This window comes from Plantibacter sp. Leaf1 (genome assembly GCF_001421315.1).
In the GTDB taxonomy this organism is placed as follows: Bacteria; Actinomycetota; Actinomycetes; order Actinomycetales; family Microbacteriaceae; genus Plantibacter.
Window position 1 is genome coordinate 44,253 of the sequence record NZ_LMJX01000001.1, and the last position, 21,433, is coordinate 65,685.

Annotated in this window: 17 protein-coding genes and 1 tRNA gene; 6 read left to right on the forward strand and 12 right to left on the reverse strand. The window is 69.2% G+C overall.

The genetic code is table 11. The features are described 5' to 3' along the window. The first annotated feature begins 352 nt into the window (after nt 1-352). The gene (gene acs / locus ASE44_RS00185; protein ID WP_056776334.1) at nt 353-2,344 is read left to right on the forward strand and encodes an acetate--CoA ligase; all 1,992 of its coding nucleotides are present in this window, start codon (nt 353-355) and stop codon (nt 2,342-2,344) included. A gap of 75 nt (nt 2,345-2,419) precedes the next feature. Here acs and ASE44_RS00190 read toward each other — a convergent pair whose 3' ends face one another. Next, the gene (locus ASE44_RS00190) at nt 2,420-2,890 is read right to left on the reverse strand and encodes a RidA family protein (RefSeq protein ID WP_056014522.1); all 471 of its coding nucleotides are present in this window, start codon (nt 2,888-2,890) and stop codon (nt 2,420-2,422) included. A gap of 23 nt (nt 2,891-2,913) precedes the next feature. Beyond that, the gene (locus ASE44_RS18745; protein WP_164488328.1) at nt 2,914-3,069 is read right to left on the reverse strand and encodes a hypothetical protein; all 156 of its coding nucleotides are present in this window, start codon (nt 3,067-3,069) and stop codon (nt 2,914-2,916) included. 108 nt (nt 3,070-3,177) lie between these two features. Between ASE44_RS18745 and ASE44_RS00195 the strand changes: the two genes are divergently transcribed. The 3 genes from ASE44_RS00195 (at nt 3,178) to ASE44_RS00205 (ending at nt 9,319) form a co-directional block, all read left to right on the forward strand. Beyond that, nucleotides 3,178-5,520: a transglycosylase domain-containing protein gene (locus ASE44_RS00195; protein WP_056014519.1), complete on the forward strand. Its 2,343-nt coding sequence runs from the start codon at nt 3,178-3,180 to the stop codon at nt 5,518-5,520. A 120-nt stretch (nt 5,521-5,640) separates the two neighbouring features. After that, a complete protein-coding gene (locus tag ASE44_RS00200; protein WP_157579734.1) occupies nt 5,641-8,193 on the forward strand; it encodes a transglycosylase domain-containing protein in 2,553 nt (850 codons plus the stop codon). 151 nt (nt 8,194-8,344) lie between these two features. After that, on the forward strand, nt 8,345-9,319 hold the full coding sequence (locus tag ASE44_RS00205; RefSeq protein ID WP_235522508.1) for a metallophosphoesterase: 975 nt from the start codon (nt 8,345-8,347) through the stop codon (nt 9,317-9,319). A gap of 239 nt (nt 9,320-9,558) precedes the next feature. Here the strand turns inward: ASE44_RS00205 and ASE44_RS00210 are convergent. The 4 genes from ASE44_RS00210 to ASE44_RS00225 all read right to left on the reverse strand — a co-directional run bounded on the left by ASE44_RS00210 (nt 9,559) and on the right by ASE44_RS00225 (nt 13,004). Then, a tRNA-Pro gene (locus ASE44_RS00210) sits at nt 9,559-9,632 on the reverse strand. Nucleotides 9,633-9,755: 123 nt separating this feature from the next. Then, on the reverse strand, nt 9,756-10,289 hold the full coding sequence (locus ASE44_RS00215; RefSeq protein ID WP_056014513.1) for a hypothetical protein: 534 nt from the start codon (nt 10,287-10,289) through the stop codon (nt 9,756-9,758). 244 nt (nt 10,290-10,533) lie between these two features. Further along, the gene (locus ASE44_RS00220) at nt 10,534-11,082 is read right to left on the reverse strand and encodes a hypothetical protein (RefSeq protein WP_056776337.1); all 549 of its coding nucleotides are present in this window, start codon (nt 11,080-11,082) and stop codon (nt 10,534-10,536) included. A gap of 122 nt (nt 11,083-11,204) precedes the next feature. Continuing rightward, entirely contained in the window at nt 11,205-13,004 is a 1,800-nt protein-coding gene (locus ASE44_RS00225) for a DUF4012 domain-containing protein (RefSeq protein ID WP_056776339.1), read from the reverse strand. A 134-nt stretch (nt 13,005-13,138) separates the two neighbouring features. Between ASE44_RS00225 and ASE44_RS00230 the strand changes: the two genes are divergently transcribed. Beyond that, nucleotides 13,139-13,621 carry a VanZ family protein gene (locus ASE44_RS00230; RefSeq protein WP_162235713.1) on the forward strand — a complete coding sequence of 161 codons (483 nt, stop codon included), beginning with the start codon at nt 13,139-13,141 and terminating at the stop codon, nt 13,619-13,621. On the opposite strand, the gene ASE44_RS00235 is transcribed toward ASE44_RS00230, so the two are convergent. The 6 genes from ASE44_RS00235 to ASE44_RS00260 form a co-directional block, all read right to left on the reverse strand. Next, complete coding sequence (locus ASE44_RS00235; RefSeq protein WP_056776345.1) at nt 13,597-14,907, reverse strand: UDP-glucose/GDP-mannose dehydrogenase family protein; 1,311 nt, start codon at nt 14,905-14,907, stop codon at nt 13,597-13,599. The two genes, ASE44_RS00230 and ASE44_RS00235, sit on opposite strands and share 25 nt — an antisense overlap. Beyond that, on the reverse strand, nt 14,904-15,554 hold the full coding sequence (locus ASE44_RS00240; RefSeq protein ID WP_056014497.1) for a thymidine kinase: 651 nt from the start codon (nt 15,552-15,554) through the stop codon (nt 14,904-14,906). Before ASE44_RS00240 ends, ASE44_RS00235 begins: the two co-directional genes overlap by 4 nt. A gap of 93 nt (nt 15,555-15,647) precedes the next feature. Further along, the gene (locus ASE44_RS00245) at nt 15,648-17,114 is read right to left on the reverse strand and encodes a malate:quinone oxidoreductase (protein ID WP_056014494.1); all 1,467 of its coding nucleotides are present in this window, start codon (nt 17,112-17,114) and stop codon (nt 15,648-15,650) included. Between the two features lie 136 nt (nt 17,115-17,250). After that, on the reverse strand, nt 17,251-17,973 hold the full coding sequence (locus ASE44_RS00250; RefSeq protein ID WP_056014491.1) for an SGNH/GDSL hydrolase family protein: 723 nt from the start codon (nt 17,971-17,973) through the stop codon (nt 17,251-17,253). A gap of 28 nt (nt 17,974-18,001) precedes the next feature. Beyond that, nucleotides 18,002-19,069, reverse strand: a complete 1,068-nt coding sequence (locus ASE44_RS00255; RefSeq protein WP_056014488.1) for an aspartate-semialdehyde dehydrogenase — start codon at nt 19,067-19,069, stop codon at nt 18,002-18,004. Between the two features lie 150 nt (nt 19,070-19,219). After that, the gene (locus ASE44_RS00260; RefSeq protein WP_056014485.1) at nt 19,220-20,506 is read right to left on the reverse strand and encodes an aspartate kinase; all 1,287 of its coding nucleotides are present in this window, start codon (nt 20,504-20,506) and stop codon (nt 19,220-19,222) included. A 159-nt stretch (nt 20,507-20,665) separates the two neighbouring features. Here ASE44_RS00260 and ASE44_RS00265 point away from each other — a divergent pair, with 159 nt between their 5' ends. After that, nucleotides 20,666-21,418 (forward strand): GNAT family N-acetyltransferase, encoded by a 753-nt coding sequence (locus tag ASE44_RS00265; RefSeq protein ID WP_056776348.1) that lies wholly within the window; start codon nt 20,666-20,668, stop codon nt 21,416-21,418. Nucleotides 21,419-21,433: the final 15 nt, after the last annotated feature.

Here is a 21,433-nt window from a genome sequence, read left to right on the forward strand (position 1 = left end):
CACTCGAGCGTGTGACCGCCGGAGACAGAAGAAGGCGGCACCCATTGGGGGGAATGGGTGCCGCCTCTGCAGTGCCGGATTGGGGGGAATCGCTGGCACTGCATGCACGAATAAGTATTCGGCCGGGTTCAAGTGTACGCCAGTCGACCCGGAACACAAGCATTCCGATGGCCCCAGATCGAGTGGTTTCCCTACCATGCCCAGATCATTCACAGACTGGTCGCCGGAGTTTGTTCGGATGAGTGACAAATCCGCAACCGAGAACGCGCTACGCTCGTGCATGGCACGGACCCGGCCGCCGAAGCGCGGACAGGTCAGGAACGCGGATTCGCAAGGGAGCGAGAGACACACGATGAGCACTCACATCGACAGCCTGCTGCACGAGGACCGACGGTTCCCGCCGTCGGAGGCGTTCGCCGCACAGGCGATCGCCGACGCCGGACTGTACGAACAGGCCTCGGACGACCGACTCGCGTTCTGGGCGGACGAGTCCCGCGAACTGCTCACCTGGAGCAAGCCGTTCACCAAGACCCTCGACTGGTCGAACCCGCCGTTCGCGACCTGGTTCGAGGACGGCGAGCTGAACGTCGCCTACAACTGCCTCGACCGACACGTGGAGGCCGGCAACGGCGACCGCGTCGCGCTCCACTGGGAGGGCGAGCCGGGCGACAGCCGCTCGATCACCTACGCCGAGCTCACCGCAGAGGTCAAGCGGGCCGCCAACCTCTTCACGAGCCTCGGCGTCTCAGCCGGGGACCGTGTCGCCATCTACCTGCCGATGATCCCCGAGGCCATCGTCTCCATGCTGGCCGTCGCCCGCATCGGTGCGGTGCACTCCGTCGTCTTCGGCGGGTTCAGCGCCGACAGCCTCCGTTCCCGCATCGACGACGCCGAGGCGAAACTCGTCATCACGGCCGACGGCGGCTACCGCAAGGGCAAGGTGTCCGCGTTGAAGCCGGCCGTCGACGCCGCACTCGCCAGCCGCGGAGAGCTCCCGGAGCAGGCGACGGTAGACCACGTCCTCGTCGTCCGTCGCGGCGAGAACGACGTCGAGTGGACCGCCGGACGCGACCTGTGGTGGCACGAGGCGATCGCCGACGCGGAGCCCGAGCACGACGCGCAGCCGTTCCCCGCGGAGCAGCCGCTGTTCATCCTGTACACCTCCGGCACCACCGGCAAGCCGAAGGGCATCCTCCACACCTCGGGCGGGTACCTCACGCAGACGGCGTTCACCCACAAGAACGTCTTCGACCTCCACCCCGAGACCGACGTCTACTGGTGCACGGCCGACATCGGTTGGATCACCGGACACAGCTACGTCACCTACGGCCCCCTCGCCAACGGTGCGACCCAGGTGCTCTACGAGGGCACGCCGGACGCCCCGCACCCGGGCCGCTGGTGGGAGATCATCGAGAAGTACGCCGTCAGCATCTTCTACACGGCGCCGACGGCGATCCGCTCGTTCATGAAGCTCGGCCGGACGATCCCCAAGCAGTTCGACCTCTCGTCGATCCGCCTCCTCGGTTCGGTGGGCGAACCCATCAACCCCGAGGCGTGGATGTGGTACCGGAAGATCATCGGGAACAAGCTCGCCCCGATCGTCGACACCTGGTGGCAGACCGAGACGGGCGCGATCATGGTCTCGGCCCTCCCCGGTGTGACCTCGACGAAGCCGGGCAGCGCGCAGGTCCCGATCCCCGGCATCTCGATCGACGTGGTCGACGAGGTCGGCGACGCGGTCGGTGCCGGTGGCGGCGGGCTGCTCGTCGTGACCGAGCCCTGGCCGTCGATGCTCCGTGGCATCTGGGGCGATCCGGAGCGGTTCAAGGAGACCTACTGGGAGAAGTTCTGGGACGTCGAGGGCGGACCGTTCTACTTCGCCGGCGACGGCGCCCGGCTCGACTCGGACCGCGACGTCTGGCTGCTCGGCCGCGTCGACGACGTGATGAACGTGTCCGGGCACCGGCTCTCGACCGCGGAGATCGAGTCCGCGCTGGTTGCCAACGAGATGGTGGCCGAGTCCGCCGTCGTCGGTGCGGCCGACGAGACCACCGGCCAGGCGGTGGTCGCCTTCGTCATCATCAAGGAGTCCCACCTCGAGCAGGCTTCGGGGCTCGCGGACATCACGGGTGCCCTGCGCAGCTGGGTCGGCGAGCAGATCGGGCCGATCGCCCGACCGCGCGAGGTCTACCTGGTGAACGAGCTGCCGAAGACGCGCTCCGGCAAGATCATGCGTCGCCTCCTGCGCGACGTGGCCGAAGGCCGCGAGGTGGGCGACACGACGACGCTCGCCGACACCACCGTCATGCAGATCATCACCGACAAGATGGTGAAGAACAGCTAGGCGAGTGCTCCAAGTACGAGAGCCGGACGGAATCGCTGATTCCATCCGGCTCTCGTGCGTCGACGCAGGGACTCGCTAGGCGAATTCGACGATGAGCTCCACCTCGACCGGCGAGTCGAGCGGGAGGACCGCGACGCCGACAGCCGAACGGGCGTGCACGCCGAGGTCGCCGAAGATCTCGCCGAGGACCTCGGAAGCACCGTTGATGACGCCGGGCTGGCCGGTGAACGCCGGGTCGGAGGCGACGAAGCCGACGACCTTCACGATGCGGGTGACGCGGTCGAGCGAACCGATCTGGCTCTCCACCGCGGCGAGCGCGTTGAGGGCACAGGTGCGGGCGTACGCCTTCGCGTCCGCTGGCGAGACGAGGCCGTCGCCCTCACCGACCTTGCCGGTGGCCGGGAGCTTGCCGTCGGTCATCGGCAGTTGACCGGAGGTGAAGACGTGGTCGCCGGAGACGACCGCGGGGACGTACGCGGCCACGGGCGGGACGACGGTGGGCAGGGTGATGTCGAGCTCGGCGAGTCGATCGGCGATCTGGGACATGGGGGCTCCTCCGGGGCGTGCGGTCAGTCGGCGATGGGTCGTTTGAGGTAGGCGACGAGGCCGCCCTCGGGACCGGTGACGACCTGGACGAGTTCCCAGCCGTCCCCGCCCCAGTTGTTCAGGATGGCTGCCGTGTTGTGGATCATCAACGGCGTGGTGAGGTACTCCCAGCGGGTCATGTCTCTCCTCGATCGGGCGCTCCACACAGTGAGGCGGATGCGCAGGGGACGGACGTGGCGAACACCGGGTGAAGCTCGCTCACAGTTTCCCCGCTTACCTTCGATCCTATGCCTGAACCACGTACCCCCGCGAAGACGGTCGTGCAGAGCGTCCTCGGCTTCGTCGGCCTGAGTGTCGCCGCCGGTGTCCTCGCGACCGCTGCGGTCACCCCCGCCATCGCGATGACGGGCCTCGCCACGTCCACGGGCATCACCGTCTTCGACGGTCTCCCCGACTACCTCCAGCTCGACTCGCTCGCCCAGAAGTCGAGCATCTACGCGAAGGACTCCGCCGGCAACCCGGTGCTCCTCGCCTCCTTCTACGACCAGAACCGCATCGAGGACAGCTGGGACCAGATCTCCCAGTTCGCGAAGGACGCGGCCGTCTCGGCCGAAGACCCGCGCTTCTTCGACCACGGCGGCATCGACCTCGCGGGCACGGTCCGCGCCGTGGTCAACAACGCCGCCGGCGGGTCCACGCAGGGTGGCTCCTCGATCACGCAGCAGTACGTGAAGAACGTGCTCGTGCAGAAGGCCGAGGCGATCCCCGATGCGGCCGAGAGCAAGAAGGCCTACGAGGAGGCGACGGCCACGACCCCGGAGCGCAAGCTCAAGGAGATGCGGCTCGCGATCGGTCTGGAGAAGACGTACGGCAAGGAGGACATCCTCCGCGGGTACCTCAACATCTCCGGGTTCGGCGGTCGGGTCTACGGGATCGAGGCCGCCGCGAACTACTACTTCAACACCACCGCCGCGAACCTCACCCTGGAACAGGCGGCGACGCTCCTCGCGATCGTCAACAACCCCGAGAACCTCCGCATCGACAGACCGGACAACGCCGACAACGGGGCCGCGAACGGATACGCCCTGACGAAGACCCGCCGGGACTACGTCCTCGACCAGATGCTCAAGGAGGCGAAGATCTCCCAGGAGCAGCATGACGCCGCCATCGCGGTGCCGGTGACACCGACGATCGTGCCGCCGGTCACCGGCTGCTCGGCTGCCGCGTCGGCGGCCTACTTCTGCGACTACGTCACCAATGTGCTGCAGAACAACGAGATCTTCGGTGCCACCCAGGAGGAGCGCTGGACGAACTTCAAGCGCGGCGGGTACAGCGTCTTCACGACCCTCGACCTCGATCTGCAGGGCGCATCACAGGCCGCGATCGACGAGTACGTGCCGAAGACCACCACCGAGGCCGACCTCGGCGCCGTCTCGGTGAGCGTGCAGCCCGGTTCGGGACGCATCCTCGCGATGGCGCAGAACAAGGACTACTCACAGGACCCCGACGTGCTCGCGACGGGCGCCAACTACAGCGCCATCAACTACAACACCGATCAGGCCTACGGCGGATCGGCCGGGTTCCAGCCCGGGTCGACGTACAAGATCTTCACCCTCACCGACTGGCTGAAGGCGGGCAAGGGTGTGAACGAGTCGATCAACGCGAACCGCCGATCCGACTGGGGCACCTTCACCAACAGTTGTGTGCCGGGCGGGACGGAACAGGCCGAGGCCGGATGGAGCCCACGGAACGACGAGGGTGAATCCGGTTCGTACACGGTCCGTCGGGCCACGCAGCAGTCGATCAACACGGCCTTCATCGCGATGGCGCAGGAACTCGACCTCTGCGACATCAGCAAGACGGCCGAGTCGATGGGCGTGCACCGCGCCGACGGAGCACCGCTGAACAACTCCCCGGCCACGGTGCTCGGCACGAACGAGGTCGCTCCGTTGAGCATGGCGACGGCGTTCGCGACCCTCGCCGCCGGCGGCAAGACCTGCGACCCGATCGCCATCGACTCGATCACGAAGCCCGACGGCTCGACCGCCGAGGTCCCCTCGGCGAACTGCCGCCAGTCCGTCGACGCCAAGGTGGCGGCCGCCGCCGACGACGTCCTCCAGGGGGTGGTGTCGAACGGCACCGCCTCGGCCTCCGGCAGCCGCACCGACGGGGTCGGCGAACTGATCGGCAAGACCGGGACGACCGACAACGCCGAGGCGACCTGGATGAGCGGCGCGAGCACCACCGTCGCGACGGTCGTCGGCACGTTCAACGTCTCCGGGCACGTCAACCTCCGCGACACCTACATCGACGGCACGCAGGTCGCGTCGATGCGCCACCTCATCTGGCCGGAGATCATGACGGCCGCCCTGGCGAAGTATCCGGGTGGCGACTTCCCTGAGGCCGACCGCGCCACGCTGCAGGGCGACGGATCCGGTGGCAGCGGAGAGGATGCGACCCCGTCGCCAGCACCGACCGCCGACCCGACGCAGGCACCCACCCAGGCGCCGACACCGGCACCGGGCGACGAGGGCGGCACCGGCGGCACGGGTGAACCCGGTGAGCCGGCCGCGCCCGGGAACGGCAACAACGGCACCGGGAACGGCACCGGCAACGGCCCTCCGGATTGATCGGACGGACGGCGGGCGGGGCGGTCGGCTTCCCGACCTCCCGCCGCCGGCCCGACAACGATCGGGTTTCGACGTCGCTCTGAGCGGGCCTTTTTCAGGAATGTCGCTTAGCATCGATCCATGCCTCAACAACATCGCACGGCCACCGGTGTGCTCGGCGGCCTCCTGGGCTTCCTCGGGCTGAGCGTCGCGGCGGGTGTCCTCGTCACCGCGACGGTCACGCCGGCCCTCGCCGTCACCGGGATCGCGACCAACAGCACGATCAACGTGTTCGACGGTCTCCCCGACTACCTGGCCCTCGACGAGCTGGCGCAGAAGTCCAACATCTACGCGACCGACAGTGCGGGCAACCCGCAGCTGCTCGCGTCCTTCTACCAGCAGAACCGCATCGAGGTGGGCTGGGACCAGATCAACCAGTTCGTCAAGGACGCGGCGATCGCTGCTGAAGACCCGCGCTTCTACGAGCACGGCGGCGTCGACCTCACGGGAACGATCCGAGCCGTCGCGATCAGCGCGACGGGGCGCGATCTGCAGGGTGGTTCGTCGATCACGCAGCAGTACGTGAAGAACGTGCTCGTGCAGAAGGCCGAGGCCATCACCGACGAGGCCAAGATGAAGGCCGCGTACGAAGAGGCGACGAAGACGACTCCGGAGCGCAAGCTCAAGGAGATGCGCATGGCCATCGGCCTGGAGAAGCGCTACGGCAAGCAGGACATCCTGCGCGGCTACCTGAACATCACCGGCTTCGGCGGGCGCGTGTACGGCATCGAGGCCGCCGCCAACTACTACTTCAACACGACGGCGGCGAACCTCACCCTCGAGCAGGCGGCGACGCTGCTCGCCGTGGTGAACAACCCGTCGAACCTGCGCTTCGACCAGCCCGAGAACGAGGTGAACGGCGCGGCCGACGGCTACAGCAAGACGAAGGACCGGCGCGACTACATCCTCGGCAAGATGCTCGCCGAGAAGAAGATCACGCAGGAGCAGTACGACGCGGCGATCGTCACGGTCATCACCCCGACGATCACGCCGTCGAGCACCGGGTGCATCACGGCCGTGAACGTGAGCCCGGGAGCGGGCTACTTCTGCGACTACGTCACGCGGGTGTTCCAGAACAACCCGATCTTCGGTGCGACCGAGGACGAGCGCTGGGCCGCCTTCAACCGCGGCGGCTACGACGTGTTCACGACCCTCGACCTCGACCTGCAGTACTCGGCACAGACCGCGCTCGACGCCTACATCCCGCACGCGAGCGACCAGCTCGACATCGGCGCGGTGGCGGTGACGGTCCAGCCCGGAACCGGGCGCATCCTCGCCATGGCGCAGAACAAGGACTATGCGAGCGACGAGGACACCCTCGCCCTCGGGTCGAACTACTCGGCCGTCAACTACAACACCGACGTCGACTACGGCGGGTCCACCGGCTTCCAGCCCGGATCGACGTACAAGACCTTCACGCTGGCCGAGTGGCTCAAGGAAGGCCACGGCCTGAACGAGGGCGTCGACGGCCGCAAGCGATCGCCGTGGGGCACGTTCAAGGACTCCTGCGCCGACGGTGGCACCGTGTACGCCGGCTCCGACTGGAACCCCGGCAACGACGAGGGTGGCAACGGTGGCCAGTACACCGCACTCCAGTCGACGAAGCTGTCCATCAACACCGGCTTCATCGCGATGGCGAAGCAGCTCGACCTCTGCGGCATCCGCAAGACGGCCGAGTCGATGGGCGTCCACCGCGCAGACGGCGGGCCGCTGCTCCAGTCCCCCGCGACCGTCCTCGGTACCAACGAGGTCGCGCCGCTCAGCATGGCGACCGCCTTCGCGACCTTCGCGTCCGGCGGCACCACCTGCGACCCGATCGCGATCGACCGCGTCGTGAAGCCCGACGGCACCGAGATCCCGGTCCCGGCGGCCAACTGCCGCGTCGGCCTCGAGGCGAACGTCGCGGCCACCGCCAACGTAGCCCTGCAGGCCACCTTCAACGGCGGCACGACGAGCTCGTCGCGCACCGGCGACGGCATCCCGCTCATCGGCAAGACGGGCACGACCGACAACAACGAGGCCACGTGGATGAGCGGTGCCAGCACCCAGGCCGCGACGATCGTCGGTGTCTTCAATGCGACCGGCCACGTCAACCTCCGCCGCACGTACTTCGACGCCGGCCAGGTGGCCACGATCCGACACAAGATCTGGCCACGGATCATGTTGACCGCCAACGCCAAGTTCGGCGGCTCGGCGTTCGGCGACCCGGATCCGTCGCTGATCAACGGCCAGTCGGTCCAGGTGCCCGACGTCGCAGGCAAGACGATCGAAGAGGCGCAGAAGCTCCTCGAGGATGCCGGCTTCGGCTTCGCGAACGGCGGCGCCGGTGACTCCGCGCTGCCGGCAGGCCAGGCCGCGAGCACGAACCCCTCGGGTACGGTGCCGAAGGGCTCCATCGTGACCGTCTACACCAGCAACGGCCTCCTGGCGACCGTCCCCGACGTGAGCGGCGCCGCGAGTTACGACGAGGCCAAGGCGGCTCTCCAGAGCGCCGGGTTCGCGAATGTGGGCCAGAAGTGTGCGGTCGATCCGGCAGCCACGACCCCGAAGGTGACGGGGGTCGATCCCCCGGCGGGGACGGCGGCGCGCAAGGACGGCAAGGTCACCGTGACGGTCTCCAAGACCAGCTGTTAGCGGTTCGCGTCAACCAGGAGGGCCCGGTCGGACATCCCGACCGGGCCCTTCGGCGTTTTCCACGACGGGCGCTCCGAGGGTCCTCGGAGGGCGCACCCGGTACGCTCGGGGGACGGTCGGAACCACCCGACGACCGAGAAGGAGACGATCGATGGCGGCACCCATGAGCACCGGCGGCAGACTCGGCACCGCGGCGGCCGTCGTGGCCGGCCTCGGCGCCCTCACCTTCGGGTACGCGTCCCTCGTCGAACGCAACGCCTTCACGCTCCGCCGGGTGACCGCTCCGGTCCTGCCACCGGACGCCGAGCCGATCACCGTGCTCCACCTCTCCGACCTCCACATGGCTCCGTGGCAGCGTCGCAAGCAGGCCTGGTTGCGCGAGCTCGCCGAGCTCCGCCCGGACGTCGTCATCAACACCGGCGACAACCTCGGCCACGAGCACGGCATCGACGGCATCCGTGCCGCGCTGTCCGTGTTCGCCGGCGTCCCCGGCGCGTTCGTGCACGGCTCGAACGACTACTACGGTCCGAGCGCGAAGAACCCGTTCAAGTACTTCACGCAGACCTCCTCCAAGCACGTCTCCCCGACGACGCTCGACACCGGCGCGCTCGAGCGGTTCTTCATGGAGGACCTGGGCTGGCTGGACCTCAACAACGCGGTCGGCGAGATCACCGTCCGCGGGACACGACTCGACCTCTTCGGCGTCGACGACCCGCACAAGCACTTCGACCGCCTGGACACGTTGACGGCCCTCATCGACGAGCGGCTCGACGCGGAGACCCTCTCGACCGACGACCCCGCCCTGGCGCACACCGTGACGGTCGGCGTGATGCACGCCCCGTACCGCCGCGTGCTCGACGCGTTCGTGACGCAGGGGGCCCAGTTCATCTTCGCCGGGCACACTCACGGCGGCCAGGTCTGCGTGCCCGGCTACGGCGCGCTCGTGACCAACTGCGACATCCCCCGCAAGCAGGTGAAGGGGCTCAGCGTGTGGCGTCACGCGCTCCGCTCCGCGTACCTCAACGTGTCGGCGGGCCTCGGCACGTCCATCTACGCGCCGGTCCGCTTCGCGTGCCGCCCGGAGGCGTCGCTCGTGACGCTCCTCCCCCGCCGCACCGCGGTCTGAGACGGCTCGGGGCGCACGCCGCCCTTCGACAGGACCGGGGCCGGACGGGCGGAACGCCCTTCGACAAGCTCAGGGACCGAGAGGTGAGAAACAGAGAAGCCCGGTCAGACAATTGCTTGTCTGACCGGGCTAATACTGTCGGGGTAGCGGGATGTGCAACCCGCTGGCTCAGCCGCTCGCCATCCCGAAAAACAGAGAAGCCCGGTCAGACAATTGCTTGTCTGACCGGGCTAATGCTGTCGGGGTAGCGGGATTTGAACCCACGACCTCTTCGTCCCGAACGAAGCGCGCTACCAAACTGCGCCACACCCCGATGGCCCGAAGGCCTTGTCTAGGATAGCCGATTTTTCAGCGGCTGTTCGCCACTTCCGAGAATCGGACGATCCTGGACCGGATCGATCGGGCGGCGCCGTCGACGCCCGACCGATCCGCGATCTCAGGCCTGCTGACGGCGGCGCACGAGGACGGTGCCGAGCGCTGCGGCACCGACCGCGAGGAGGCCACCGGCGGCCCACGGGAGGGCCGTTCCGGCGAAGCCGGTGTCGGCGAGGGCGTTGCCCCCGGCGGACGGGTCGGACGCAGCGGCGGCAGCGGCCTCGGCCGGGTCGAGGACCGTGAAGTCGGACGAGTCGCTCACGGCACCCTGGGTCGCCGTCAGCGTGTAGGTGCCGGCGGGGTCGGCTGCGGTGTCGATCGAGACGTCGATGTCACCGGCCGCGTCGGCGACGGTCGACAGCGTGCGGGTCGATCCGCCTGCGGCCGACGAGTCGATGGTGATCGACACGGTCTGGTTCGCCGCCCAGAAGTCCGAGCAGGAGTAGGTGACGGCTGCACCCCGGGCGACGCTCGCGGGCGTGATCGAGTTGCAGCTGCCGGGTCCGTAGCTCTCACCCTCGACGGCGTTGGCTGCGGTGGGCAGCGCGACGACGGCGAGGAGGACGAGTGCGGCGGCGGAGAGAGTTCGGTTCATGTGCAGGCCCCTAGGTGTGCGGATGGCGCATGCGGTGCGATGACGCGTCATGCGGACAGTGGGCCTGGAGCCGAGCACTGGTCACTCGTGGCCTCCATGGCCGTGATCATGCTAGGGCAGCGGCCGCCGACGGGACCGCTGAAAACCGCGGAATTCCGCGGATGTGACCACCTTTGGGGGTACGGGCACCCCGGCTACCCGGGCCCGCGAGACGTGCTCGCGGACCCGGGACCGGATGACCCGATCAGGCGGTCTTGCGACGACGGATGGCGAGTGCGGAGACGACGCCGGCGCCGACGACGAGCAGGCCGCCACCGATCCACGGCAGGGCTCCACCGTCGAAGCCGGTCGAGGCGAACTCGCGCTCGGAGACCTGGAAGGAGGCGCTCTCGGTGGTCGCACCCTGGGTGGCGGTCACCATGCAGGTGCCCGACTTCGTCGCGTCGGTCGAGATCGTCACGGCGAACGCACGAGCGGTGTCGGCGCTGAACGTCCCGGAGGTGGGGACGGCGCTCTGGCCGGCGGCCTGCTCGGTCGTGCCGGCGGTGTTCGGCTTGGCGGGGGCGGGCACGCTGCAGCCCGGTCCGTCGACCGTGACGGTCACGGGGGTGCCGGGGTCGAAGGTGCCGTCGCACCGGAACACGGTGGACTCCCCCTGGGTCACCGAGACCGGGGTGAGGGTGGCACAGCCGGCAGGGCCGTACGTGGACGAGTCGGTGGCTGCGTTCGCCGCGGTCGGGACCGCGAAGACGGCGAGCAGGCAGAGCGATGCTAGGGCAAGGGTGCGCTTCATGTGTGTATCCCCAAGGAACGTCGAGTACCCCTGCGTCCGCCGATTTCGGGTGGGCGTCCGCGCGAGGTTCCCCAGGGTCACGAATTCGGGTGCGTGGCTTCCTGAGGTGTTGTCATGCTATGTCAGGAGCCACAGCGAGGGAAGGTCGAAATCGTCGTTTTGCCCGTGATTCCGGGGGTTGTGACCAGGTTTGGGGGTACGTCGGAGGCCTTCGGAGCGACCACCGTGAAGACGAGTTCGGTGGATGCCCCCGGAGTGAGGGTCACGTCGGTCTGCGCGTAGAGGCGACCGTTCGGGTCGGTCACCGCCTTCACCGCGAGGTCGGTTCCGTCGCTGGCTCCGAGGAGGGCGGCGCCGAGTGGTCCGTGGATCACGACGCGCGTCGCGATGTCGCCGGGAGGGGTGCCGAAGCGCCCGCCGGCGGTCACGTAGTCGGGCAGGGACGTCGCGGCGTCCGCCGGTGCGGTGGACGTGAGGGTGACGGCGACGACGTATTCGGCGCCCTGGCTCGTGCAGCGGGCGTCGCGGAGGTCGACCTTCGTCTCCAGGTAGTAGTCCATCTTCGCCCGGGTGAGGTCCTCGAGGTACACCCCGGTGTACACGGCGTCGTCGTCGGTCGCGGGCGGGATCCCGGCGAGCGTCGTCTGGGCGATGAGCGTCTGCTCGGCGGGCACGGCACTCCAGAGGTGGAGCCGGTTCTCTGCAGCGGATGCCGACAGCGCCTCGACGAGCGCGGCGGGGTCCGGTGACCGGGAGATCATGGTCTCGAAGACCGAACCCGAGACGGCGGCGAAGAAGGCGTCCTGGACGAGCCGGTCCGGGAACCGCGCGTAGACGTCGCTCAGGAGGGTCTTCGGGGCGTTGTCGGCGGTGAGTTCGGAGCCGTCCGGCAGGGCGACCGGGCCGGTCGCCTGCAGCAGGTGGGCGAGGACGTAGGGGTCGATGGCGACCACGGTGTCGATGGGCACGCCGAACACCCGGGTGCCCATGGCGGCGGCGAGTTCGCCCGTCCGGCTGAAGTCGACGGTGAGGTTGGTGTCCTGGATGTAGGTGCCGAGGTTGTCGGTGTACACGTTCTGCTCGAACGGCGTGAGCGGCAGGACCGGGGCCGGGAACTTGGAGAAGTCGTCGCTGCCGCGGGTGCCGGCGAAGGAGATGACGCCGTTCTCCGCATGGATCAGTGCCACGGCGCCGGCGATGCCGCCGCTCGAGCGGACCTCCGCGTTGTTCTGGATCATCACCATGATGTTCCGCGGCCCCGCCCCGCCCGCCATGTCGGGGAGGAGGGCCGTGGCGCGCGCGGCCGTGTCGAGCATCGTGCTCGCCCCATCGAGGGTCCGGGTGAGCTTCTCGACGGCGTCCGCGACGACCGGGAGGGCACCGTCCGTGCTGATCGTGTCGACGCGACCCGCGATGGCGTCGGCGGCGGCCGCGGCTTCGGCCACCCTCGGCGCGACGTCACGCAACGGCTCGGTGGCGATCGACCCGTCGCCGGGGAGGAGCGAGGAGAGGTTGACCCGACCGGCGATCTCGACGACCGACGGGATCACGTCGTCCGCCACGTCGTCCGTCGCGGCTGCGGCCTCGCGGACCGCGGAGAAGTTCACGCCGAGGAACGGGAGGACCTCGGCGGCGCGCCACACCGGATCGCTCGTCAGGGAGACGGCCTCGCCGGTGTGCGCCGACAACGACCGTCGGGTGGCGTCGGTGCCGCTCGCATCACCGTCGAGGACGGCGGTCTGGAGGGTCTTGGCATCCGCCTGGGCGGCCTCGAGGGCGGACTTCGCGAGGGACGCCCGGACACCCAGCCACGCTCCGACGGCGAGGACGACGAGCAGGACGGCCAGTGCGATCCACCAGAGGCGCGACCGTCGGCGACCACTCGTGGGGATGCCGGCCGTCGCCGGGCGTGGGTCAGCCAAGAGTGCTCCTTGTTCGGGTAGGCACAGCCTAGCCGCCAGCTGACGGGCGGAACGGGGCGCTGCACGCCCCCGTTTTGGGGCAGGCAGCCGCCCGTCGCCCGGGTCTCGGGCACCCCATGGCCTACGATTGCGAGGTGCCGACGGCACGACCCGACGACCGATCAGGAGCCGCACCGCAGATGACCCGCACACCTCGAATCGTCATCGGGGTCCTGCTGCTGGTCTGCCTGTGCGTCATGCTCGGGATCGCGTTCTGGCCGACGCCCGTCGACGCCGGCGGTCGCGACACCCTGCTGGCGCTGATCGATCGACTCCAGGCCGCCGGAGCGCCGTCCTGGTTCGACTACCGCTTCGTCGAGTCCGCCGCGAACGTCGTCCTGTTCATCCCGCTCGGCGCACTCCTCGCGTTGGAGCTCCCACTGAAGCTGTGGTGGATCGCTCCGTTGACGACGACGACGTTCTCCGTCGCCATCGAGCTCGGCCAGACGCTGCTCCCCGCTCGGGTCGCGACCATCGCCGACGTCTACGCGAACGCCGCCGGAGGGCTACTCGGCGCGACGATCGTGCTCGTCGTCCGACTCCTCGTCAGCACTCAGGGGCGACCGAGGCCGACGTAGCGCCATCCGGCACCGCGCCACGCGTCGACGTCGAGGCAGTTGCGGCCGTCCACGACGATCTTCCCGGCGGTCAGCGCCGCCACCGCCTCCGGGTCGAGGGCGCGGAACGCCTTCCACTCGGTCACGACCACGACGATGTCGGCGTCGGTCACCGCCTCTTCAGCGGACTCCGCGAACATGAGCTGCGGGTGGAGACGACGCGCGTTGGGCACGGCCTCCGGGTCGAACGCGAGGACCTTCGCACCGAGACCGTTGAGCCCGACGGCCACGTCGAGGGCCGGCGAGTCACGGACGTCGTCGCTGTCGGGCTTGAAGGCGAGCCCGAGCACCGCGACACGCTTCTGGTAGGCGCTCCCACCGAGCTCCTCGACGACGAGGTCGACGACCCGCTGACGGCGACGGAGGTTGATGGCGTCGACCTCCTTCAGGAACGCGACCGACTCGCCACGACCGAGCTCCTCGGCACGCGCCGTGAACGCGCGGATGTCCTTCGGCAGGCAGCCGCCGCCGAAGCCGACCCCGGCGTTCAGGAAGCGACGGCCGATCCGCGCGTCGTATCCGATCGCGTCGGCGAGCTCCGTGACGTCCGCGTCCGTGACCTCGGCGATCTCCGCCATGGCGTTGATGAACGAGATCTTGGTGGCGAGGAAGGCGTTGGCGGCGACCTTGACGAGTTCGGCGGTCGAGTAGCCGGTGGCGACGAGCGGCGTCCCGGTGGAGAGCGCCTGCGCGTACACCTCGTCGAACGCGGCACGGGCGACGGCGGCGTCCTCGGGAGCCGGCGGCAGTCCGTACACGAGCCGGTCGGGGGCGATGGTGTCCTGGACGGCGAAGCCCTCGCGGAGGAACTCGGGGTTCCAGGCGAGCACGGCACCCGTGGGGGCGACGAGTTCTGCGAGGCGCGCTGCGGTGCCGACGGGCACGGTCGACTTGCCGACGACGACGTCACCGGCCGACAGGTGCGGGAGGAGGGCCGTCACCGCGGCGTCCACGTAGCGCAGATCGGCCGCGTTGGAACCGGCCTTCTGCGGGGTACCGACCGCCACGAAGTGCATGGTCGCCCCGGCCGCGTCGGCCATGTCGGTGCTGAACCGCAGGCGACCGGACTCGACACCGGCGAGGAGGAGCTCGGGGAGTCCCGGTTCGAAGATCGGCGAACGACCGGCAGCGAGCGCCTCGATCTTCGCGGGGTCGACGTCGATGCCGACGACCTCGTGACCGATCGATGCCATGGCGGCCGCGTGCACGGCGCCCAGGTAGCCGCAGCCGATGACGGAGAGCTTCATGCGTGTGATCCTTCGCTGATGGGTCGGACGGTGGGAGAGGTGGAGGAGAGTCGGCCGCCGGACTCCTGCAGGTAGCAGACGCCGCAGAGCGATTCGTAGGTGACCGTGGTGCCGTCGATGGCGACCTGGTCGCCGTCGAAGACGAAGGTGTCGCCGAAGCGGCGCCCGTTGAAGATCGCCTTGCGTCCGCAGCGGCAGATCGTCTTCAGTTCCTCGAGGCTGTGCGACACCTCGAGGAGGCGGCGGCTCCCGGGGAAGGCGACGGTCTGGAAGTCGGTGCGGATGCCGTAGGCGAGGACGGGGATGCCTTCCAGAAGGGCGATCCGCAGGAGGCCGTCGACCTGCCCGGCGTGCAGGAACTGCGCCTCGTCGACGAGGAGGCAGCTGACGTCCGCGCCGGTCTCCGCGACGACCCGTCGGCGGTGCTCGGCGAACACCTGGACCGCGTCGTCGTCCGGACCGAGCAGGAAGTCGGCGTCTCGCGTGACGCCCAGGCGACTCACGATGGCGGCGTCGCCCTTGGTGTCGAGCGACGGCTTGGCGAGGAGGACGCGGTGACCGCGTTCCTCGTAGTTGAAGGCAGCCTGGAGCAGGGCGGTGCTCTTGCCGGAGTTCATCGCCCCGTAACGGAAGTAGAGTTTCGCCACCAGGCAAGCTTAGGGTTCGGAGACGGCACCTGTTGCATCGACGGCGACGGCCGTCGACAGCCGTTCACCTGGCCCGGAGCGGTCGAGACCGCGTCAGAGCGAGATGTCGAGCGCCTCAGCCGTGCTTTCGAGCACCTCGGCCGCCCTGGCGGGGACGTCGTTCAGCGTCGAGCCGTACGTCGGGATCATCTCGCGCAGCCGTGGCTCCCACGCCGTCATGCGGTCGGGGAAGCACTTGCGCAGCACGTCGAGCATGATCGGGACGGCGGTCGAGGCACCGGGCGACGCTCCGAGGAGGCCTGCGATCGTGCCGTCGGCGCCGGTGATGACCTCGGTCCCGAACTGCAGGACGCCGCCCTTGTCCTTGTCCTTCTTCATGACCTGAGCGCGCTGGCCGGCCTCGATGAGGTACCAGTCCTCGTCCTTCGCCGTCGGCAGGAACTCCCGCAGGCTCTCCATCTTCTGCGAGCGGGACTGCAGGAGCTGCCCGACGAGGTAGGTGATCAGGCTCGGGTTGTCCTTCGCGACCGCCAGCATCGGGAAGAGGTTGTGCGGGCGGACCTGGGTGACGAGGTCGAGGATGGAACCACGCTTGAGGAACTTCGGGCTGAAGGTCGCGTACGGGCCGAAGAGGAGGCTCGCCTGACCGTCGACCACGCGGGTGTCGAGGTGCGGGACCGACATGGGCGGGGCGCCGACCGAGGCCTGGCTGTAGACCTTGGCCTGGTGCTTCGACACGACCGCGGGGTTGTCGGTGCGGAGGAACTGGCCGCCGATCGGGAAGACGCCGTAGCCCTTGATCTCGGGGATGCCGGACTTCTGCAGCAGCTTGAGCGCCCATCCGCCGGCTCCGACGAACACGAAGCGGGCGTTGATCTCCATCGGCGAGCGGCCGAGCGTCTGCCGACCCCGGATCCGCCAGGTGCCGTCTTTCAGGCGCTTGAGCGAGCGGACCTCGTGGTTCAACCGCACGTGGGCGGACGGTGCCGCATCGAAGAGCTTGTGGGTGAGCGAACCGAAGTCGACGTCGGTGCCCGCCGTGATCCGCGTGGCGGCGATGCGCTCGCCGACGGCACGACGGTTGATGAGCAGCGGAGCCCACTCGGCGATGACCGCGGGGTCTTCGGAGAACTCGATGCCGGCGAACAGGGGCTCGTCCTTGAGCGCCTCGTACCGCTTCCGCAGGTACTCGACGTCCTTCTCGCCACGGACGAAGGTCATGTGCGGCGTGGGGTTGATGAACGTGTCGGGCTCGCCCAGCAGACCCTCTTCCACGAGGTGTGCCCAGAACTGGCGGCTGAGCTGGAACTGCTCGTTGATGCCGATGGCCTTGGCCGGGTCGACCTTCCCGTGGGCGTCCTGCGGCATGTAGTTCAGCTCGCACAGCGCCGCGTGGCCCGTTCCCGCGTTGTTCCACGGGTTGGAGCTCTCGAGCGCGACGTCGCTGAGGCGCTCGTAGACCTCCACTTTCCAATCAGGCTGCACCTGGTGGATGAGGGCGGCGAGCGTGGCGCTCATGATGCCACCACCAATGAGGGCTACGTCGATGGTTTCGGTCACCAGAGCAGTCTAGTCGCGGCGAGGCACGAGCTCTCCACCCGCGCGAGGTCAGTGATCGCCACTTGTCGGATAGCTCGATGTCGAGACAGTTTCGCTCGGTGCGCGCAGCGTCCGGAAGACCGGCCGGGCCGGAGCCTCAGCGTCCGGGGAGTGCTGGCGACAGGGCGTCGAGCTCCTCGAGCATCCGCTGCGCGATGTGCGCGTAGCCGGCGTCGCTCGGGTGCAGACCGTCGGCGGAGATCCAGGCCGCGGGATCCTCGTCGAGCCAGTGCGACGCCCCCGAGATGTAGTCGGCGTCGATCGTGTCGGCGGCGTCGTGGACCCAGCCGATGATCTGCTCCAGCGAGTCGGGACGCTCCGCCGTGAACCACCAGGGCTCGACGACGACGATCCGCGTTCCGGGCAGGCCGTCCCGCAGGCGCTGGAACTCCGGCAGGATCGCCTCCCGGATCGCCTCCTCGTTGCCCGTCCACTCGAAGTTGTCGTTGATGCCGAGCGCGACGATGAGGACCTCGGGGTGCTGCGCGATGACGTCGGCCGCGACGTCGCCGACCTGGTCGCGTTTGCGGACGAACCCCAGCCCCGGATACCCGGCGTTGTACTCCGTCCACCCCTCGGCCTGGGCGACGAGCGAGGACCAGCGAGCGGCGGGTGCCGACGCCGCGGACCCCTTCGTGTACGAGTCCCCGTAGAACGCGACCAGCGGACCGACCGCCACCTCTGAGCCGGACCCGGCACGCGCGACGGTGGTCTGCTGCACGTCGGCACGCAGACCGCTCACGGTGACGACCGCGGCCACCGCGACGGCGGCGGCGATGAAGGCGACGAACCAGCGTCGGCGCAGGCGTGGGCGCGACATGTCTCCCCTGTCGGGTTCCGGGAGCCGGTCAGACCGACGCGGGCTGCGCGAGCAGCTCGGCGGCGACGAGTTCGGCGATCTGCACCGCGTTGAGCGCGGCGCCCTTGCGGAGGTTGTCGTTGGAGATGAAGAGCACGAGGCCCTTCCCGGCCGGAGCGCTCTGGTCGGGCCGGATGCGCCCGACGAACGACGGGTCGGCACCGGCGGCCTCGAGGGGCGTCGGGACCTCGGAGAGCTGGACACCGGGGGCGTCGCGCAGCAACTCGGTCGCGCGCTCCGCCGACAGCTCGTTCGTGAACTCGGCGTTGATGGAGAGCGAGTGGCCGGTGAAGACCGGCACGCGCACGCAGGTGCCTGAGACGAGCAGCTCCGGGAGCTCGAGGATCTTGCGGCTCTCGTTGCGGAGCTTCTTCTCCTCGTCGGTCTCCCCGAGGCCGTCGTCGACGATGGAACCGGCGAGCGGGATGACGTCGAAGGCGATCGGCGCGACGTACTTCTCGGGTGCCGGGAAGTCGATGGCGGAACCGTCGTGCACGAGGCGGGTGAGGTCGCCCTGGGCGACGGCTGCCTCGATCTGACCGGCGAGCTCTGCGGCACCGGCGAGGCCGGAACCGGAGACGGCCTGGTAGGTGTTCACGATGAGGCGCGACAGCCCGGCCTCGGCGTCGAGCACCTTGAGCACCGGCATGGCGGCCATGGTCGTGCAGTTCGGGTTCGCGACGATGCCCTTGACGGCGTCCTTGATGGCGTGCGGGTTCACCTCGCTGACGACGAGCGGGACCTCGGGGTCCATGCGCCACGCACTGGAGTTGTCGATGACGAGCGCACCGGCGGCGGCGAAGCGTGGGGCCTGCGTCCGCGAACCGGTCGCGCCGGCGGAGAACAGGGCGATGTCGATGCCACTGGGGTCTGCCGTCTCGACGTCCTCGACGACGATGTCCTGGCCGCGGAACGGCAGGGTCGTGCCCGCGGACCGCGCGGTCGCGAAGAAGCGGATCTCGCTGATCGGGAACTCGCGCTCCTCCAGCAGGCGGCGCATGACCTTGCCGACCTGACCGGTCGCTCCGACCACACCGACACGTACACCGTTGCTCATGGGGATTCCTCTGGGATCAGGGGTTGTTGTGAACCATCTTGCATCAGGATCGGCCGTGCCGACCCCCTGGGTGGACCATCCGGTCCCTCAGGCGACCGTCCGGTCCCTGAGGCGACCATCCGGTCCCTGAGCTTGTCGAAGGGCGGACCGCTAGCGGCCGGTGCCGCCGTGGACGACGGCCTCGTCCTCGCCGTCGAGACCGAACGCGGAGTGCACCACGTTCGCGGCCTTGTTCAGGGTGTCGGCGCGCGTCACGACCGAGATGCGGATCTCGCTCGTGGAGATCATCTCGATGTTGATGCCCGCAGCGCTGAGCGCCTCGAAGAGCTTCGCGGACACACCCGTGTTCGTGCGCATGCCGGCGCCGACGAGCGCGAGCTTGCCGATCTGGTCGTCGTGCTGGATGGCCGAGAAGCCAACCCGTCCCTGCTCGGCCGCGAGGGCGCGCAGCACCTGCTGCGCCTCGGGCTTCGGGAGCGTGAAGGAGATGTCGGTGACACCGGAGACGGCGGTCGACACGTTCTGCACGATCATGTCGACGTTGCCGCCGGACTTCGCGACGATCGTGAAGATCTCCGCCGCCTTGCCGGGCAGGTCGGGGACGCCGACGACCGTGATCTTCGCTTCACTGAGGTCGGTCGCGACTCCGGCGACGATGGGCTGCTCCATGGGTGCCTCACCTGCTCCTGGGTTGTTGCGGCCCGCATCGTTCAGGACGAGCGTGCCTTCGTTGTTGTTGAAGGACGAGCGGACGTGGAGCGTCACGCCGTGACGGCGTGCGTACTCGACGGCGCGGATGTAGAGGACCTTCGCGCCCGAGGCCGCGAGTTCCAGCATCTCCTCGCTGGAGATGCGGTCGATCTTGCGCGCCTTGGGCACGACTCGTGGGTCGGAGGTGAAGATGCCGTCGACGTCGGTGTAGATCTCGCAGACGTCGGCGTCGAGCGCCGCGGCGAGGGCGACGGCCGTGGTGTCCGAGCCGCCTCGACCGAGCGTCGTGATGTCGCGGGTGTCGCGGTTGAAGCCCTGGAACCCGGCGACGATGACGATCGCGCCGTCGTCGAGGGCCTCGCGGAGGCGGACCGGGGTGACGTCGACGATGCGGGCCGCGCCGTGCTGGGCGTCCGTGATCATGCCGGCCTGGCTGCCGGTGAAGGAACGCGCGACGTAGCCCATGCTGCTGATGGCCATCGCGAGGAGCGCCATCGAGATGCGCTCACCGCTCGAGAGGAGCATGTCGAGCTCACGGGGTGCCGGGATCGGCGTGACCTCGTGAGCCAGGTCGAGGAGCTCGTCGGTCGTGTCGCCCATCGCCGAGACGGCAACGACGACCTCGTTGCCCGCCTTGCGGGTCTCGACGATGCGCTTCGCCACGCGCTTGATGCTCTCGGCGTCAGCGACGGATGACCCGCCGAACTTCTGCACGATCAATGCCATCGGATCTCCTGGGGAAGTCGGTGCGGGCACGAGCGGCCCCGCGATCATCCTACCCATCCGGGCATTCCGCGCCGTTCATGTGACGAAGGGCACCCTCACCCGGTTCGCGACCCCCGTGACCGGCCCCGGACGGTGGCACCCGCTGGGTAGGGTTGGCGCATGCAACAGGACGACGCTCGGGTGCTCGCGACGGTGCGGCGCCTCTGGCAGGGGCTCGCCTCGCCGACCGCACGGTTCACCCCGGGACGCGTCGCGGTCGTCGTGAACGCCGGGTCGATGGCCTGCCCGCCCGGCTGGATCGGCGTCGTCGAGATCGCCGGCAGCGCCCTCGCGATCGTGCCCGACGAGCACACCGCGAGACGCCTGGCGATCGAGGACGAGTCACCGAAGAACGTCGGCACCGTCGACTTCCTGCGATCCCGGATGCAGATCGCCGAGGTCCTCGGCCCGGCGACCCTCGACTACCTGCTGCCCGGCCGGTTCACGCCCGCCGAGGAGATCGACGTTGTGGCGAGCAAGGCGAGCGACCCCGCCATCGAGTCGATGCTGTCGAAGGTGGGCGACGATGAGGCCTCGGAGAGCGGGATCTTCGGGATCACCTCTCCCCTGTTCTCCGTGCGGGACCACGGACGCGTACTGGCTGTCGCCGGCTACCGCTCCTGGCCGCTCGGGGTCGCACACGTCACGGCACTGACGGCACCGGAGGCTCGCGGCACCGGTCTCGCGACCCGGCTCGCCTCGACCGCCGTCGAGCACGCGCTCGAGCACGGCCTGCTCCCCCAGTGGCGGGCGGCCGACACGAACCCCGGATCTCGCGCGGTCGCGAGGAAGCTCGGCTTCTCCGCCGTCGGTCGGCAGCTCTCGGTGCGGCCGGTGGTGGCCGAGTGGCCCTCGCCGTCCGCCGACGCCTGACCCCCGCCCGACCCG

What these genes read in the sequence shown, in the direction of transcription:
- ASE44_RS00260 (WP_056014485.1), bottom strand. Translation starts at nt 20,506, where the DNA reads ATGGCATTGATCGTGCAGAAGTTCGGCGGGTCATCCGTCGCTGACGCC.
- ASE44_RS00195 (WP_056014519.1), top strand. Translation starts at nt 3,178, where the DNA reads ATGCCTGAACCACGTACCCCCGCGAAGACGGTCGTGCAGAGCGTCCTC.
- ASE44_RS00205 (WP_235522508.1), top strand. Translation starts at nt 8,345, where the DNA reads ATGGCGGCACCCATGAGCACCGGCGGCAGACTCGGCACCGCGGCGGCC.
- ASE44_RS00220 (WP_056776337.1), bottom strand. Translation starts at nt 11,082, where the DNA reads ATGAAGCGCACCCTTGCCCTAGCATCGCTCTGCCTGCTCGCCGTCTTC.
- ASE44_RS00215 (WP_056014513.1), bottom strand. Translation starts at nt 10,289, where the DNA reads ATGAACCGAACTCTCTCCGCCGCCGCACTCGTCCTCCTCGCCGTCGTC.
- ASE44_RS00190 (WP_056014522.1), bottom strand. Translation starts at nt 2,890, where the DNA reads ATGTCCCAGATCGCCGATCGACTCGCCGAGCTCGACATCACCCTGCCC.
- ASE44_RS00200 (WP_157579734.1), top strand. Translation starts at nt 5,641, where the DNA reads ATGCCTCAACAACATCGCACGGCCACCGGTGTGCTCGGCGGCCTCCTG.
- ASE44_RS00255 (WP_056014488.1), bottom strand. Translation starts at nt 19,069, where the DNA reads ATGAGCAACGGTGTACGTGTCGGTGTGGTCGGAGCGACCGGTCAGGTC.
- ASE44_RS00235 (WP_056776345.1), bottom strand. Translation starts at nt 14,907, where the DNA reads ATGAAGCTCTCCGTCATCGGCTGCGGCTACCTGGGCGCCGTGCACGCG.
- ASE44_RS18745 (WP_164488328.1), bottom strand. Translation starts at nt 3,069, where the DNA reads ATGACCCGCTGGGAGTACCTCACCACGCCGTTGATGATCCACAACACG.
- ASE44_RS00265 (WP_056776348.1), top strand. Translation starts at nt 20,666, where the DNA reads ATGCAACAGGACGACGCTCGGGTGCTCGCGACGGTGCGGCGCCTCTGG.
- ASE44_RS00250 (WP_056014491.1), bottom strand. Translation starts at nt 17,973, where the DNA reads ATGTCGCGCCCACGCCTGCGCCGACGCTGGTTCGTCGCCTTCATCGCC.
- acs (WP_056776334.1), top strand. Translation starts at nt 353, where the DNA reads ATGAGCACTCACATCGACAGCCTGCTGCACGAGGACCGACGGTTCCCG.